The sequence below is a fragment of the Fibrella musci genome (assembly GCF_041321105.1).
GTDB classification, from domain to species: Bacteria; Bacteroidota; Bacteroidia; order Cytophagales; family Spirosomataceae; genus Fibrella; species Fibrella musci.
This window is the reverse complement of the sequence record NZ_JBGGWD010000001.1, coordinates 527,026-543,184: the sequence shown is the minus strand read 5'-3', so window position 1 is coordinate 543,184 and position 16,159 is coordinate 527,026. Positions and strand designations below refer to the sequence as shown.

Genomic DNA, 16,159 nt, shown 5'->3' with positions numbered 1-16,159 from the left:
CAAAAACAGGGTGTCAGCCTACCCGTTGGGCAGCCGGAACGATGTCGTCGTCGGCAATATATTCGATCTCGGCATCCCCCCAAAGCTGCTCAAGATCATAGAAGGCCCGACGTTCTTTCTTGAACACGTGCGCGACTACATCGACGTAATCGAGCAGAATCCACTCGCGGTTGGCTTTGCCTTCGCGGTTGAACGGGAACGTCCGGCTTACTTTCAAAATCTCTTCTTCGATCGAACCGGCGATGGCATCGATCTGGGTATCAGAGCTACCCGAGCAAATAATGAAATAGTCGGTAATGGCGTTTTTGACACGACGAAGGTCCATCACGACGATGTCCTGCGCCTTTTTCTCCTGCATACCTTTCACGATCAGGTCGCGAAGCTGCTGGGTAGTTAGTTCGGGTTGTTTGGCTAAAACAGTGTTTTGAATCATGCTTTGAATGTAAACTTGTGTGGCAAACGGGGTAGCGGGTACGTTGCCAATTCGAATGGGTATGCGTAGAAACACTACCCGACCGCACCATACACCATTTGACATGTCATGGTCATGTTATAAACGTAACAATCTTTGCACAAAATCTGTCCCAAAACGCTATTCGTTGGTCAAAAAATAGTTTACCTGCCAAGCTGTCACTCTACCAACGACGAAGCGGCCGATTTACTGCTCACAACTGACGTATCGGAGGGTACGTTTGTCGTCACGGACCGGCAAACCCGCGGGCGCGGCCAGCGGGGTAACCAATGGGAAGCCCAACCGGGCCACAACCTGACGGGCTCGCTCATTCTATTGCCAACGTTTCTGGCCGCTACCGAGCAGTTCTGGCTGAATATGGCCGTCTCCTTGGCGATCAACGATACGCTGTCGCCGCTGCTGCCCAATGGTGGCCTGACCATCAAGTGGCCCAACGACGTGTACGTCTATGACCGGAAGCTCGGGGGCGTGCTCATTGAGAACACCTTACAGGGCTATAACGTCGCACAGTCGATCATCGGCATAGGGTTGAACGTGAATCAGACCGATTTTGGCCTGCCTACGGCGACCTCCCTACTGCTGGAAACGCCCATCGATGAAGGTTACCCGCTCCCGGCCTTTCTAACAACGCTCTGCGAACAGCTCGAAAAACGCTACCTGCAACTGCGCGCCGGGCAGCGGTCTGTGCTGCGGGATACGTACCTGAATCACCTCTATCGCTATCAGCAACCCCACCGCTACGACGCAGAAGGCCACACTTTCACCGGTACCATCGTCGACCTTGACCCATTGGGCCGTCTTGGCATCTGGGTAGCCGGTGAGGTACGCTATTTCGGCTTCAAAGAAGTAGCGTTTAAGTAGCTTTCATTGTCATTGGTAGTCATTTGGCTTAAAAAATCCGGCTCCAGGCGAAGCGGATGAGTAGCAACGTACCTACGAAACCCACGACGAGGTAACTGAACGGTACGTAGGTAAACGCCACCAGCCGAAGCCGGTCGACAAACCACAGTATACCGATGAGCGCGGCAATGAGGGTAAGAAAGCCCGACAGTCGCCCGAAGCCAGGTACGTACTCAAACGGTAGTTTCTGCCGTACCAGCCAGAGTGTCGCGATCATGGTCAGGATGGGCAACACCTGCAACACAAGGTTCATAGCCCAGATGCTCTGCCGCTCAAACAGAAACAGGTAGAGGTTGAGCGTCAGGGCGAAAACACCGGGAATGCAGGCGGCGTAGATCAGCGCGGCATAGGCGTACCGCCATTTCCAGATCGCCTCGGCGGTCTCGCCCGACCATAGGTTGATCAGAAACGTAAGCAGTGGGATCGCCAATAAAAAAAACGCCACCACCCAGGGCTGAGCAGCGGCATAATCGAAGAGATCACGGAAGGTCATTGGGTCGAATGATGAATGATAAATTATGAGTTATGAATTAGTCTCAGACGGGAGCCTATCCGCTTGTGTCAAAGCTATTTCACAACTCATAATTCATCATTCATAATTTTATTTAAGCGTCAGCAGGTAGCCGATGGTGAAGTTGGCGTCCCAGTCGAAGACAAATTGCTGGCAGCCGGTGGCGTCGGCGATGGCTTTGTAGATGTTGAGGCCCGCTTTCTGCTTGGCATTGTCGCCTTTGTAGTCGGCAGGGGCTTTCAGCACCGTGTAGCGCTCTTTGCCTTTCCGCACCTGCTTGGCCAGTTCAAACGGAATACCGCCGATGATGAAGCAGGTTTTACGTCGGTCGGCAGGCACGCCTTTCGCTTTGCTGTTGACTTCGCTGTAAACTTTGGCGTCGTCGGTACTCTCCTGGAAATACTTGGCTCCGTAGGTTTCCAGCGCCGATACATTACCGTTGTTTTTCCACGAAATCTTCGTGTTCCCCGACCCGATGTCGACCACAAAGGCGTTGTCGTCGAACTCCGGAGGCAGCACGGCCCGCAGCGCCAGCCGACCTTCCTGCTCGGGCGTCACGGTGTTCACCACGTAGTTGAGGGCTTTCAGGTTTCTGATGATTTTCTGTGTGGCGTCGGCCTTCAGGGCTCCCGAGCTCACTACAAACTGGATGTCGCGACCCCCTACACCAAAATTGAGCATATTGGCAATGTACTGCTTCAGGCCCGAGCGGATATCGAGGTCAGTCGCCATATTTTCCAGCACGAGGCTATTGCCAAAATCAGCCTTTTCGAGCTTCCAGCGTTTCTGGTCGTCGACCCGGACAATGAACGAGTTGAACCCGCTGGCACCTAGCTCGACTACGCCGCGCAGTTTGCCGCCCTGTGGTTCGGCCGCCTGGTAATTGAACGCGCTGCTGGCCGATGATGTGCCGTTCGACGTAGCCGACGACTCGCTGTCGCCCGTGCTTGAGGCTTCGCTGCTACCCGTGGCCTCTTCGTTTGAGGCCGAGTTCTCATTGTTGATCCCCCCTTGCGGCAGCGATGGCGATGATACCTGTTCGGTTTTGTTGCCGCCCCGGAATTTGTCGATCAGGTCGATACCGGCAACGTATTTGAGGCCCAAGTAAACAAGGCCCAGAATGAGCAGCGTGATAATCAGCCGCCCGGCAGTGGTTAAGCGATTCATAAAAGTAGTTTAACGTTTGGTGTTTGTCGTTTAACGTTGGGTGGTCTGTTGATTTAACATCAAACGATAAACACCAAACGTCAAACGGAGTGATTAGTCTAACAGATTACGGTACCCTTCGTCTTTGGGCGGGTTCAGCACACGAGCCTGCTGCGGGGCATCGAGCTGATTGGTTGTTGCCGGATTAAGCTGCACCATCGAAAACTCGCCCCGGTTGTAGGCCTCCAGCAACTGCTCGCCCTTGTCGGAGAGCAGGCCATTCTGAATATCTACGCCGTTGATGAAGTCCATCGAGAGGTCCATCGCCCGTTTCATTTCGCCCAGCTTCTTGCTCATGTCGTCCTGGATATACTCCATCGACTCATCGAAGTAGAACTTCTTGTCGGGGTTGCCTTTGAAGATGCTGACCGCCGTTTTAAGGGCATTCGAGCTTTCCTTCACAATCTTGTACTCCGTCTCTTTCAGCTTTACCTTGATGTCGGTTTCCTTGATCAGGTAATCGGCCGATTTGTTGACTTTTTCCATGAAGTCGAGTACCGTCTTCATGTTGCGTTGCAGCGGGAGCAACTTCTGGTTCATCTCCTGCAAACCGGCTCCTTCAATGGTCGCCAGCGTGGCGGCTTCTTTCATGCCGGGCTTGGTCGCCGCCATTTCGTTGGCTTTGTTAGCCTCGGCAAACTTCTGCTTGATGGTCTCGTTGTTCTCGTTGATCTTCTTGTTCAGCTTCACCAGTTGGCCGGCCAGCGTGTCGATCTGCCCCTGCATTTTCTCGCGTTTCTCACGCAGGTCCTGCACGTAGATCTTCATGATGGCGATGGGGTCAAGCTGAATGATGGTCCCGGCCAGTTTGCGCATGAACGTTTTGAACAGGAAGAATACCGCCGTTCTGACGTCGCGGCTCGTGAACAGAAACACCAACAGAGCCAGCACACCCAGCAGACCCGCCAGATAGAGCGTATTTTCGGTCACGCGGATCAGAAACTCAACGATCCGGTTGAAATAAACGAGGCCAAGCGCGGCCACGGCACCCAGCACCAACATGCCCGCGATGCCTTCGGGGCGGCTCCAAAACGACCCTTTGTGCGGGTCTGAGTCGGCATTGCCGCCAGCTAATTGTGAAAAGTCAGGAGAAGCCATATCGATATAGTTAAGGAGTCTTCAGTTCGCAGTCTTCTGTTGGCTGACGCCGGAGTAGGCTTGCGCCTACCAGCAGAGGACTGCGAACAGTAAACAGTGAACTCATTTCAGGTACGCTGCAATTTTAGAAATATCCGCTTTGATCTGATCCGTGAAGCTGGCGTAAGTGGTCTCGAAATTGGCCCGATTTTGGTTGATCTTGGTGCTTTGCTCGCTGATCTCACCGCCAATTTTGCTCAGCCGGTCGTTGTTGCTATTAACGCGCTGCTGTAGTTCGGCGATCTGTTTGGCGATCGCCTCGTTGTCGGCCTGAAGCTTTTTCTGCTCGGTCTGCAACCCGCCAACCCGCTCCTGCACGGCGGCTTCAACGCTTTTCAGGAAAGCATCGCGGTCGGTGCTCAGAGCAGCCAGATACTGGTTGGCCGCGTTGGCCAACGTACCTGGGTCACCCGTACCGGCCATTGCCTTGAAGCTGGCCCACGCCGCCTGGAACTGCTTTTCTTCGGTAAGCCCCAGATTAGACAGATTGCGCAGTATCTCGCGAAACTCGAAATAGTCGGGCCCCTGGAGGTTGGCTTTGCTCAGCACCCCCGCGAAGTGATCGACAAATTTGGTGTCGACGGTCCCCGTAGAGGGCGCAGCAGGCGCTGGCATCGGCGGGAGCGTGTTGGTGCCGGGTTGCATACCCGCGGGAGCGGGAGCAGGTGGCGGGGTCGTAGCGGACGTACCTGCGGTCCCGCTTTCGGGGGCGTCTTTGATGAAAAAGCCCAGCAACTTGTCGCCAAAACTCTTTTCTGTTTCTGCCATCGGTTGAAGTCGTGATTGACGTGACAATACTAAGTGCTTACGCCATTCACACAACGATCAACTCGTACAAACGGTTACGGGGGTCTACAAACAGGGGTTTTACCCTTATGAATTTTCTGATCCGCTCCAAACCGGGGTTTGAGTGGCTAGACGGCTATTTCTTGAACACCAGCGCCTTGACCGGGTCGATTCGGTTGATGATGAGCGTAGGCACCCACATTGCCAGCGCAATCATGGCCACCACCGCCCCATTGACCAGCCCAATCACCGGCCAGTCCCAGGCAATGGGTACGTAGGTCATGTAATAATTCTTGGGATTGAGCGGGATCAGGTGGAAGCGATCCTGTAGCCAGCACAGGCCAATGCCCAGCGTGTTGCCGATGAGCAGGCCCCACGCCACAATACTCAGCCCTACCACCACAAACAGCCGCCGCATCAGGTCGTTGGGGCTACCCAGGGCTTTTAGTAGCCCAATCATCGGGGTACGTTCCATCATCAGCACCAGCAGCACCGACCCCATATTGAAGCAGGCGACAAACAGAATCAGAATCAGGAAAACGGCCGTGTTGCGGTCCAGCAGCACCATCCAGTCGAAGAGCGTGCCGTATTGATCGGTAACCCGGATCAGGCGCATCTCGGGCGGAATCTGGTTCAGCACCGCAGAGGCCGTCGCGTTCAACTGGGTAAAATCGCGAACGAAAATCTCGAAGCTACCGACCGAATCGGCACCCCAGTTGTTGAGCCGCTGCACCAGCCGCCGGTCGCCAATGATGAATGTCTTGTCGCCATCTTCCAGCCCGGTTTCGTAGATGCCCACAATGGTCATCTTGCGGGGGCGCAGGCCGGTCGGGCTGGTGGGTGCTTCACCTTGTCGGGTTTGGCCCGTAAAATAGAGAATAGCCGACTGCCCTACGCCCAGCTTGAGCTGGTTGGCAATGGTGCGGCTGATGAGCAGTTGGGTAGAATAGCCGTTGGTGCTGGCCGAATCGAAGTTGGGCAACGTACCTGCGACCAATGATTCGCGGAAAAGGTGCCAGTCGTAGTCGGGGCCGACGCCTTTCATCACCACTCCCGAAAGGTCGTCTTCGGCCTGGAGAATGCCTGCTTTCTGGGTGACACCCTGAAGACGTTCAACACCCGGCAACGCCCGCACACGCGCCACGGCGGGCGATTTGAGCGAAATAGGGGGGGCGTCGTAAGAGACGTTGTTGGAAAACTTGATGACTTGCAGATGCGCACCAAACGCGAAGATTTTCTGCTGTATGTTGCGTTTAAAGCCGAACAGGATACCAAACGCGATGATCAGCACGGCAAGGCCAATGGCAACGCTGGCGATACCCACCCGCGTGACTGTCGCTGAGAAACTACCCAGCGGCGCATTCCGGACCCGATTGGCTAAAAAGACGGGGAGATTCAAAAAAGTTTGAGGTTTACAGTTTGACGTTTACAGTTGCTTGTCGGGCAACTGATCATTGCCCTCGCAAACTACAAACGTCAAACTGTAAACCTCAAACTTTAATTCAGCCTCTCACCTGCGGGAATTGCTCGACGATGCGCTCAACCTGCTTGGCCAGATTCTGACTGATGCGGGTCGGATCGCCTACGGCATTCTGCACGGCACCCCGCCAGACGAGGCGCTTGGTGCGGTTATCGACCATATCGACGACTACCGTTCCGGCTTCATATTTTTCCTGCGTATACTGCGGGCCAAAGCTGTTCCAGCCCCACCAGCCGGGACCCCAGCCCGAATAGCCCCAACGACCCCAACCCGCATAAGGACCATAAAAGCCGTAGGGGCCGGCGCCTGTGTTGTTGGCTACGGTGCGGGTCTTCTCTTCAACAAAGAAGTGATAGCCAATCAGCAGGTCGGGGCGGCGATTGGTTTCGCGAAGGCCCTTTTTAGACAATTCGGTAGCTACCGTTTGTTCGACCTGATCGGACGCCAATTGATTGTAATACACCGGGTTTTTGGTGCCTTTCACGTCGGAATCCATCCAGGCGAAGGTGCGGTATTTCGAGAAATCGACATTTTTTGCCTTGTCGACCGCCACACGGGGGGCGCAGGCTGACAGGCCCACCAAAAAGGCGAGCATGATGAATGCATTTTTCATAGATCAGTTGAGCATTGTTGTTCGATATATAACAGCTGTATGGTTAGAATAGTTAGTTTGTAGACTAAATAATGGTCGATGACTAAGACTGGCCAGTGGGTTGGCAACAACAGGGGTAAAGCTTGAGCATGGCCAAACACGTTTAGGTTAGAAACGCATACGCCCCACTCATCCATGATACAAAGCGTTTAACCCAAAAACACAGGGTACTGCAACCCGTCGGCTATTTTTACCGTACTTATTCCGTGTGCCGGGCGCTACGTCGACGGCTGTTACCACAATTCGTCTTTATGCGACAGTTTCTGAAATACTTGCTGGCTACCCTGCTGGGGCTGGTCATTTTCTCCCTGCTGGGAATCATCATTTTTGCGGGCATCATCGGGGCGGCTTCCTCAAAGGGAGACGTTACGGTAGCCGACAATTCTGTATTAAAACTTAAGCTCGACGAACCCATCCGCGAGCGAAGCCGCACCAATCCATTTGCCTCATTCAGTGGTGGCGATGATGCCAACGTAATGGGCTTGGTGGAAATCAAAGAAGCCCTGAAAAAGGCCAAAGACGATGACAACATCAAGGGCGTTTACATTGCGGCCGAAAACCCGCAGGCAGGCTGGGCTACGCTGGAAGAGGTGCGCAACGCGCTGATCGACTTCAAAACCTCGAAAAAGTTTGTCTACAGCTATGCCGAGGTCATGACCGAGAAAGCCTATTACATCGCGTCTGTCTCCGATAAAATATACCTCAACCCGGCGGGCGATATGGAATGGAACGGCATATCGGCCGAGCTGACCTTCTTCAAGGGATCGCTCGACAAGCTGGGGCTGAAACCCGAGGTGTTCCGGGTGGGAGAGTTCAAAAGCGCCATCGAGCCGTTTATCCGGGAAAACATGAGCGAGCCTAACCGCTTGCAGGTATCGTCGTTCCTGAACTCGATCAACGATCATTTTCTGACGAGTGTCGCTAAAAGCCGGGGCGTGTCGGCCATCACGTTACGGCAGTTAGCCAGCGATCTGACGATTCAGACACCCGCCGACGCGCTCCGCGCCAAGCTGGTTTCCAACGTGGGTTACTACGACGAAGTGGAGGGCGAAATCCGGAAAGCGTTGAAAATCGACGAAGAGAAGAAAATCGAATTCGTCACGCTGAGTAAATACAAGAACGCCGAGTCGGGTGATGAAGGCGACGATGACAACAAAATCTCGAGCAAGAACCGAATTGCCGTAATTGTGGCGTCGGGCGATATCAACACGGGGTCTGGCGACGACCAAAGCATTGGCTCCGACAAGATTGCCGGGGAGATCCGGAAAGCTCGGTTGAACGAAAACATCAAAGCCATTGTGCTGCGGATCAACTCGGGTGGTGGCAGCGCGCTGGCATCGGATGTCATGTGGCGCGAGGTGCAGCTGACCCGGAAAGTTAAGCCCATTATCGCCTCGTTCTCCGATTACGCTGCCTCGGGCGGGTATTTCATGGCGATGGGTTGCAACAAGATTGTGGCTCAGCCTAACACCATTACGGGATCGATCGGCGTGTTTGCGCTGCTGTTTAACACCGAAAGCCTGTTCAAAGATAAACTGGGCGTCACGTTCGACCGGGTACTGACCAACCCCCACGCCGACTTCCCCAGTTCCACTCGCCCCCTCACCGATTTCGATCGGAAGGTGTTACAAACGGGCGTTGATCGCATTTACGCCAGCTTTACCAAAAAGGTAGCCGACGGCCGCAAGCTGCCTATCGACAGTGTGCGGGCGATTGCCGGTGGTCGCGTCTGGACGGGTACGCAGGGTAAAGCCATTGGTCTGGTCGATCAGCTCGGTGGGCTCGACGACGCCATCAAACTGGCCGCTACCGAGGCTAAGCTCAAGGAGGATGACTACCGCCTGCGTTACATGCCTGCGCTGGAAAGCCCCGTTGAGCAATTCATGAAGTACTTTGGCGACTCGGACGACGAAGCCCGCCTGAAAGCGGTGCTGGGTACGTTCGCGCCGGCTGTTCAGCAGGTACGTAAGCTGCAAACGCTCCAGGGTATTCAGGCCCGTCTGCCGATGGAAATGGACATTCGGTAGTCGGCGTAAAGAACACCAGCCCAAAGCGGCGTTATTGATGACACACCAGGTTCATCGATAACGTCGCTTTGGTTTGATACCTGAACGGCTGTTGGACCTTTGGCTAACTTATCCGTAGTTTAAGTAGACAATACGGAGCATATTCGTGGGTACGTTGGTGACCCGGATGGGCATCAGGTAACACTCAACGGTATGGCGTCATTCACGGCATTTCTGGAAGTAAGCGGGAAACAGTACCCGTTGCAGCGGTATGAGTTGGGAATGCGGCAGGAGATCGACCACCTGGGCCGCCCAGCTTCGCCGGTACTGGGCGTAGTCATCAGCTGCACCTTACATTCGCCTGTTTCGTCTGATTCCTTTCTGTATCAGTGGATGCTCTCGCCCACCATGCAACAGGATGGAAAAATCAGGCTATTGCAGGCTGGGGCAAAGGCCACGGAAAAGACCATCAGTTTCTTCAATGCTTATTGCATCGATATGAACCTGAATTTCTTTCCGGGGCTGTCGGCTGGGATGGGCAGTAGCTGGCTGCAACTCCAGATCAGCCCGCAGCGGGTGGCCGTGGGGGCTATCGTGCACGACAATAACTGGCCGCTGGATAGCCACGGCGCAGGCGAGACGTTTAGTCTGGCAGCTTATCAGGCCAACAGCGTAACGGCCAAAGCCCCGAAGCCGCCCAAACCGGCGATCTGCGCTCAAGTTGCCGATGCCACCGACATGCGTAAGTCGAAAAAAGAGCGCTACAACGCCCGCCTGGCCGTGATCGACGCCAGTTCGGCTAAGTTAAAAGAAGTTGATTTGCAGCCTGAGCGAGCCGTGATGGCTGCTGATGCTACGCGGGTTGCTGGTGGCAAACCCAGTGGAAAAAGCACGCCCTCTTTTTCGGAAGCGTTGGCCGCGAACCGGCGGTTCGAGCTGAACAACCGGGCGATCGAGCGGGCTAAACTGACGAACGCCATCTACTTGCTGGATAAGAAGAAATTCTACGAAAGTCAGGATCCGCCGCAGCCGGAAAAGTTTAAGGAAATGCTCGCCGCCCAAACCTGGCCCACCGAAAAAAATGGCCTTCCAGAAGGGTGGGGTATGATCGAACGATCTGTACCGGGTAAAGAGCCCGTATACGCTGTATACCAGTCTACTTTCGAGCAAGACGCCAAGCCCATATTGGTTTTCAGAGGCACAGACAATGCGGTAAATGCAAAAGCCGACTGGATGACTAACTTATTACAGGGCAATGGTTTCGACACGAAGCAATACAATGGATCGATCAATTTAGCCACCAGGTTAGCAAGGAAGTATAACGCCACTGGCGGAATAGAAATAGCTGGCCACTCGAAAGCGGGCGGGCAGGCGGCCGCAGCAGGAATCATAAGTGGTGCCAAAACGTACACTTTCAATGCGGCTGGAGTACATCCAAGAACGCTGTCGCGCATGGGTAATTACTCGCTGGATATGGCCCGTAAGACTAATCGTGATGGACAACCGTTAGTCGATGCGTTTAATTTTCCACATGACATACTTAACAACTTACAGGATACAGCCATTCCAGCGCTCAAAGGCGGACTCATGGTAGCACCGTCACTCATTGGAAAGGCGGTGGGCGCAGGCCTGACGCTTAACAATACCATGCCAATGGCCGCTGGGGTACGTCATATCGTACCTGCACAAGATAGCTTGGGCAACAAGATTGCCAGTCCGTGGAATCCAATGAGACGGGTTGATTATCACGGTATGCCTTACCTAATTGATTCTATGGAAAAGCAAAAAAAAGATGATCTTAAAACGCTATCGGCCTATCTGGGTTGCCAATAAGCGCATCACTCACGTGTTTTTTATCAGCCTGACGCTGATATCTCTAGCCTGTGCTTCTGTTAACCAAGACAAAATGAACCCTGAACGGTACTTTGAAGGGCCCGCCCTGGAACTAGCCCGAGCGATACAGGCCGATCAACTCGATGAGGTGACCCGGCTGGCTAAACAAGTAGACCTCAACCGCTTTTACAAGGCTGACATGACGCCGCTGATTTGGGCGATGCTGGTCGACAAAGAGGCTTCGTTCCGGTTACTGCTGAAACTAGGGGCCAACCCCAATCTGAAAGACAGGGAGAAGATTCAGCCGGTGGCGCTGGCAGCCGGAGCGCGTGATAACAATACGTACCTGAAGATTTTGCTCCAGAATGGGGGCGACCCTAACAGCACACAACGTACCGAACCCGCTATTCATGTAGCGTTTGACAGTGAGTTTTACAAAAATCTGGATGTACTGCTTTCGGCAGGGGCCGACATCAATGCTCAGGATGAGCACGATGATACGATCCTCATAAAAGCAGGTTATCAAAACAAATTCGATAAGGCGATTGAATTGATTGAAAAAGGGGCTGACATTGATCGCTTATCTGATTCGGGAGGGGGAATAGCCTTAGAAGTGCAGGAAAGTACACCTGCCGTTGGATCGGAAGCTTACGACGCGCAAGCACGGCTCAAGAAGATCTTGATGACGCGAGGTGTAAAATTCCCGGTGCCTGACCCTTCCGCGAAACCGTACAGTGCCCTGCTAGATCGGTGGCATGATACGCCAGAAGGCCACCAATGGCAGCAGAAACGGCAAGAAATCGGGGCCGATCCGATGGGCTTCGGGCAACGGTGGGTCGAGGTAGATAAGGCGTCGTTTGCCGCGTTTAAAGCTTGGATGAAGGCTAATCACATTCCTGAGCCTATTCAGCCTCGTCCAAAGTTTATAGACCCTAATGAATAATTGCTGGCCGCTAACAACATTGAGCAGCCTGATTAATGGTGAGACGTGCGCCACACGTTTGCTCAAAACTATTGACCGTCAGTAAATTATCGGTCGGAAATAACGTTTTAGCACCTATACTGCTTCCAGTATTTAACGTCTGGATAAAGTAGACTGATGGGACAGCCTGCCGCACGAGTAGGGGATATGCACACTTGCCCAATGGTTACGCCGAGCGTACCTCCTGTACCGCACGTAGGCGGGCCTGTAATGCCACCCGGCCATCCTACCGTGCTGATCGGTGGTCGGCCGGCTGCTACGGTCACCAACCTGTGCGTGTGCGTAGGCCCGCCCGACGTGATTTCACAGGGTGCTTCAACGGTACTCATCAACGGGCTGCCCGCCGCTCGTATGGGTGACAAGACAGTTCACGGCGGGGTACTGGTGATGGGTGAGTTTACGGTCTTGATTGGCGGACCAACCACAGTGATTACGGGGCTAGGTGTTGATTTTGACGCCTTTGCCGCCCTATCGCCAACCCTGCAAGATCAGATACGTACCCTCCAGAGCCAAGGCTGGACATTTCAGTATGGCACTCCCGGCGGTGGATCATTTGCCGACCGGAGTACACAGACAATCACCGTCGATCCGAACGAACGAGGTAATCCTACGGCTTTGGGGCAAACGGTGTCGCACGAAACCGGGCATGCGTTATATCCGTACCGGGCCGATGTGTCGTCGCGCAATGCGTATGTACGTGGTGCACTGGCAGATGAAGGTGCGGCAACCCTGAATAATATTCGGATACAACGCGAGATTGTTGCCAACGGGGGAGCCGATATTGGGATTGCTGGCAACCCAGCCAATCAGCAGGCTTACAACAATGCGTATAACCAATATGAGCGAGACGGAAATGAGGCACGCGCACGCAATACCATCGGCGGTATTTTTGGCCGGGGCGAACGTACCTCCACGACAAATCAGCCCTACGAAGATTACTATGGCGGGTGGTATGACCAAAACTATCCGCCACCCCCGCCGCCCCGCCGACGACAGCCTTGAACCACCCCGTAAATGTGGCAAGATTACCCTTCGTCAGAACGCAATTCGTTACTTCGTGTTGATTATGGCCGCTGTGGCCGTTGCTGCTACTCCTATGTTTTCCAGACCCACACTTTGGCAGGTGGTACGCCAATTGGGCAATCAGGCCCCGTTTACGAAAGAAAAGCTGGAAGCCCAATTGGGCGTTCCACTCGTGCGGAAATCACAGAACGAGTTCTTCACGTTTTTCGAAGGAGGCCCGGTCAAACTGGCTAATGGCGTTGTAATTGGTAAAATTGATCTACGCCTGCGACACGACGGTCAGGCACATCCCGGCTTTCTGGTGCTAACCCTGGCTGGACAGTGTGTGACGGTACCCGAATTGCGGCAGCATTACAATCACCTGTCGTTACTCGACGTACCCCGCGGGCGGTCTGTCAACGAGGTGACTTCGGCTGAGTCGACGGAACCTTGGGGAACGATCAGCTTTGCCTTGCCCGTCACGAATCCGACCTGTATCGGTACTATTGCGTTCAAACCGAATCCGTAACCCGACGGCGGACGTTTGCAGGCGTGGTGATTTGCGTTACTTTAGCGGCCCCGACAACCGGCTTATTGCATGGACGCTACGCAACTGCTTGCCTACCTCGACGAACACGATATTCCTGCCATCAAATTTGCCTTCGCTGACATCGACGGTATTCTGCGCGGCAAACTCATCAGTCGCGAGAAGTTTCGGGCGGGGCTGACCGACGGGTATGGCTTCTGCGATGTAGTGTTTGGATGGGATAGTCAGGATGCCGCTTATGACAACGGAACCATTACGGGCTGGCACAGCGGTTACCCCGATCGACCCGTTCGCATTGATCTGGGTACGTTCCGCCGCATCCCGTGGCAGACCGAATCGTCGACGGAACAGCCGTTTTTTCTGGCCGATTTCAGCCACCCAACCGACCCATCCCGCGATTTGCCCGCCTGCCCGCGATCGCTGATGAAACGAATTGCCGCACAGGCCGAGCAGATGGGCTACCGAGCCGAGATGGCGCAGGAATTTGAATGGTTCAACTTCCGCGAAACACCACAGAGCCTGCAACAGAAAGACTTCCGCGACCTGGAACCGCTGACACCGGGTATGTTTGGCTACTCCATCCTGCGCCCATCGCTCGAAAATGCCTTCTACAATGACCTGTTCGACAACTTGAGTCGGTTTGGTATCCCGATCGAAGGCTTGCATACCGAAACGGGGCCGGGTGTGTACGAAGCCGCCATCCACCACGATACCGCCCTAGCTGCTGCCGACAAAGCTGTACTCTTCAAAACGGCGGTGAAAGAAATTGCCTACCGCCACGGCCTTGTCGCCACGTTCATGGCCAAACTGAGCGCCGATTTGCCCGGTTGCAGCGGCCATATCCACCAGAGCCTGTGGTCGGCAGAAGGGATCAACCTCTTCTACGATGCCGGCGCGCCGGATCGCCTCAGCACCCTGGCCAAGCAATACATAGCAGGGCAGTTGCATTGCCTGCCGCACATTCTGCCCATGTACGCGCCAACCATCAACAGCTACAAACGGCTGGTCGAAGGGGCTTGGGCGCCTACCACACTCACCTGGGGTTTCGATAACCGCACTGTGGCGATGCGGGTACTGAATCACGCTGAAGCCTATACCCGCGTGGAAATGCGTGTACCGGGTGCCGACTCAAACCCGTACTTAGCTATGGGTGCCGCACTGGCTTCAGGCTTATACGGAATCCGGCATGGCCTGGCACTCGACGTACCAGCTACTACGGGCAACGGCTATCAGAACGAGCAAAACGGGCGGCTGGCTCCCAGCCTGCGCGAGGCAACGTACCTGATGCGCGACTCGCCCGTTGCCGCTGAACTCTTCGGAGCGGAATTTGTGGCGCATTTTTGCCAAACCCGCGATTGGGAACATCGCCAGTATGCCCGGCACGTAAGCGACTGGGAACTGAAGCGATATTTTGAACTGATTTGACATTCGTTTGCCGTTTCTGGTTTACGGTTTGATGTCTCGTCGCCATTCCGATCAGCATCAGATGGTCAACCCGAACCGGCAAACCCGTACATATGCGCCTTATCGATTATACCACCATTATCCGCCAGGCCTGGGCGGCGTTCGATCCCAGCCAGACCGTGCAGGCGGTTGAAGATATCAGTGCCCGCGTGTCGACCAACCACGTGTTCCGGCTGACGCTCGACTCGGGCGACCGCGTCATTGCCAAGCTCTCGTACTTCGGCAAGTTTGAGCACTTCAAAGACGACCACCGCATCATCCACGCATTGGCCAACAACCTGCTCTACCCGTTTGAAAACGTGCTGGCGAAATCACTGATGAAAAACGGGCAGGTATTCATCTACCGGCATCAGGACGAGTTTATCGACGCCTGGGTGGTGTTCTACAACCCCATTCGCACGATGGAACGTCTGCCGCGCCGCCTCGACGAATCCCACATCCGAAAGTTGGGGAACGAAATCGCCCGTTTTCACTTAGCTTGCGCCCGAGCGTCGTCAGTGCTGCCCAAATATGCCAAAACGCTGCGATCCGACGTGCAGGGTCTGCTCGATCTGCTCGATACCGACGCGGGGCGTTTTGAGCATCGAATGCACATCGACACGCTGCGACGGCAATGCCATCTGTTTCTGGAAAACCGCAAGAAGCTGGTCGATAAAACGGTGGAAACCATGCCGGTCTTTGTCGACTGGAACATCGGTAACTTCTCGGTGACGCCCGACCAGAAACTGTTTTCGCGCTGGGACTACGACTGGTTCCGCATCAGTTACCGGGTGATGGATTTTTACTTTTTCAGCCGCGTTTGTTCCGACGCCGGCGACCGCACGGTGTTTTCGTACTACATTGGGCCGCTGGCCGAAGAGCGCTTTGGCTGGTTTCTCGACGAGTACCACAAGGTCTACCCGCTGACCGAGCGCGAAATCCGGTTTCTGCCCGAAGCCTACCGTTTCTTCATTCTGAACTACGTGATCAAGTACGGGCGTTATTTTTTCCACCGTACCTACGCCACCAAGCTTCAGCGCGAAGCCTACGACATTTATCTCCCCTCGATCGATACCTTCGACGTAACCCCCATCCTGAAGCGGTTGGGACTATAACCCATTCACAGTCCGCTGTTCACTGTTTTCTGTTGGCCGGCGCGTCAGCACTATACAGGCGCAAGCCAACAGAAAACAGTGAACTGA

General features: G+C 54.5%; 15 protein-coding genes. 8 read left to right on the top strand and 7 right to left on the bottom strand.

The window, feature by feature from the left end; translation table 11 throughout:
• Positions 1-13: 13 nt before the first annotated feature.
• On the bottom strand, positions 14-433 hold the full coding sequence (gene rsfS / locus ACAW74_RS02155; protein ID WP_370696543.1) for a ribosome silencing factor: 420 nt from the start codon (positions 431-433) through the stop codon (positions 14-16).
• A 135-nt stretch (positions 434-568) separates the two neighbouring features.
• On the opposite strand from rsfS, the gene ACAW74_RS02150 reads away from it, so the two are divergent.
• The gene (locus ACAW74_RS02150) at positions 569-1,333 is read left to right on the top strand and encodes a biotin--[acetyl-CoA-carboxylase] ligase (RefSeq protein ID WP_370696542.1); all 765 of its coding nucleotides are present in this window, start codon (positions 569-571) and stop codon (positions 1,331-1,333) included.
• A 28-nt stretch (positions 1,334-1,361) separates the two neighbouring features.
• Here the strand turns inward: ACAW74_RS02150 and ACAW74_RS02145 are convergent, their stop codons facing one another.
• The 6 genes from ACAW74_RS02145 to ACAW74_RS02120 all read right to left on the bottom strand — a co-directional run bounded on the left by ACAW74_RS02145 (position 1,362) and on the right by ACAW74_RS02120 (position 7,105).
• On the bottom strand, positions 1,362-1,865 hold the full coding sequence (locus ACAW74_RS02145; RefSeq protein WP_370696541.1) for a hypothetical protein: 504 nt from the start codon (positions 1,863-1,865) through the stop codon (positions 1,362-1,364).
• 108 nt (positions 1,866-1,973) lie between these two features.
• The gene (locus ACAW74_RS02140; protein WP_370696540.1) at positions 1,974-3,050 is read right to left on the bottom strand and encodes a hypothetical protein; all 1,077 of its coding nucleotides are present in this window, start codon (positions 3,048-3,050) and stop codon (positions 1,974-1,976) included.
• Between the two features lie 93 nt (positions 3,051-3,143).
• Positions 3,144-4,187 carry a hypothetical protein gene (locus ACAW74_RS02135; RefSeq protein WP_370696539.1) on the bottom strand — a complete coding sequence of 348 codons (1,044 nt, stop codon included), beginning with the start codon at positions 4,185-4,187 and terminating at the stop codon, positions 3,144-3,146.
• Between the two features lie 102 nt (positions 4,188-4,289).
• Complete coding sequence (locus ACAW74_RS02130) at positions 4,290-4,994, bottom strand: hypothetical protein (protein ID WP_370696538.1); 705 nt, start codon at positions 4,992-4,994, stop codon at positions 4,290-4,292.
• A 154-nt stretch (positions 4,995-5,148) separates the two neighbouring features.
• The gene (locus ACAW74_RS02125) at positions 5,149-6,411 is read right to left on the bottom strand and encodes an ABC transporter permease (protein ID WP_370696537.1); all 1,263 of its coding nucleotides are present in this window, start codon (positions 6,409-6,411) and stop codon (positions 5,149-5,151) included.
• 103 nt (positions 6,412-6,514) lie between these two features.
• Complete coding sequence (locus tag ACAW74_RS02120; RefSeq protein WP_370696536.1) at positions 6,515-7,105, bottom strand: DUF4136 domain-containing protein; 591 nt, start codon at positions 7,103-7,105, stop codon at positions 6,515-6,517.
• Positions 7,106-7,395: 290 nt separating this feature from the next.
• Between ACAW74_RS02120 and sppA the strand changes: the two genes are divergently transcribed.
• From sppA to ACAW74_RS02085, 7 genes are all read left to right on the top strand, one after another.
• On the top strand, positions 7,396-9,171 hold the full coding sequence (sppA, locus tag ACAW74_RS02115; protein WP_370696535.1) for a signal peptide peptidase SppA: 1,776 nt from the start codon (positions 7,396-7,398) through the stop codon (positions 9,169-9,171).
• Between the two features lie 192 nt (positions 9,172-9,363).
• Positions 9,364-10,983 carry a type VI secretion system tube protein TssD gene (tssD, locus tag ACAW74_RS02110; RefSeq protein WP_370696534.1) on the top strand — a complete coding sequence of 540 codons (1,620 nt, stop codon included), beginning with the start codon at positions 9,364-9,366 and terminating at the stop codon, positions 10,981-10,983.
• Positions 10,943-11,926 (top strand): ankyrin repeat domain-containing protein, encoded by a 984-nt coding sequence (locus tag ACAW74_RS02105; RefSeq protein ID WP_370696533.1) that lies wholly within the window; start codon positions 10,943-10,945, stop codon positions 11,924-11,926. The genes tssD and ACAW74_RS02105 overlap by 41 nt, the downstream gene beginning before the upstream one ends.
• Before the next feature lie 201 nt (positions 11,927-12,127).
• Positions 12,128-12,967 carry a PAAR domain-containing protein gene (locus ACAW74_RS02100; RefSeq protein ID WP_370696532.1) on the top strand — a complete coding sequence of 280 codons (840 nt, stop codon included), beginning with the start codon at positions 12,128-12,130 and terminating at the stop codon, positions 12,965-12,967.
• Positions 12,918-13,496: a hypothetical protein gene (locus ACAW74_RS02095; protein ID WP_370696531.1), complete on the top strand. Its 579-nt coding sequence runs from the start codon at positions 12,918-12,920 to the stop codon at positions 13,494-13,496. Before ACAW74_RS02100 ends, ACAW74_RS02095 begins: the two co-directional genes overlap by 50 nt.
• A 69-nt stretch (positions 13,497-13,565) precedes the next feature.
• Positions 13,566-14,939 (top strand): glutamine synthetase family protein, encoded by a 1,374-nt coding sequence (locus ACAW74_RS02090; protein WP_370696530.1) that lies wholly within the window; start codon positions 13,566-13,568, stop codon positions 14,937-14,939.
• Between the two features lie 92 nt (positions 14,940-15,031).
• On the top strand, positions 15,032-16,072 hold the full coding sequence (locus ACAW74_RS02085; RefSeq protein ID WP_370696529.1) for an aminoglycoside phosphotransferase/kinase family protein: 1,041 nt from the start codon (positions 15,032-15,034) through the stop codon (positions 16,070-16,072).
• Positions 16,073-16,159 lie beyond the last annotated feature (87 nt).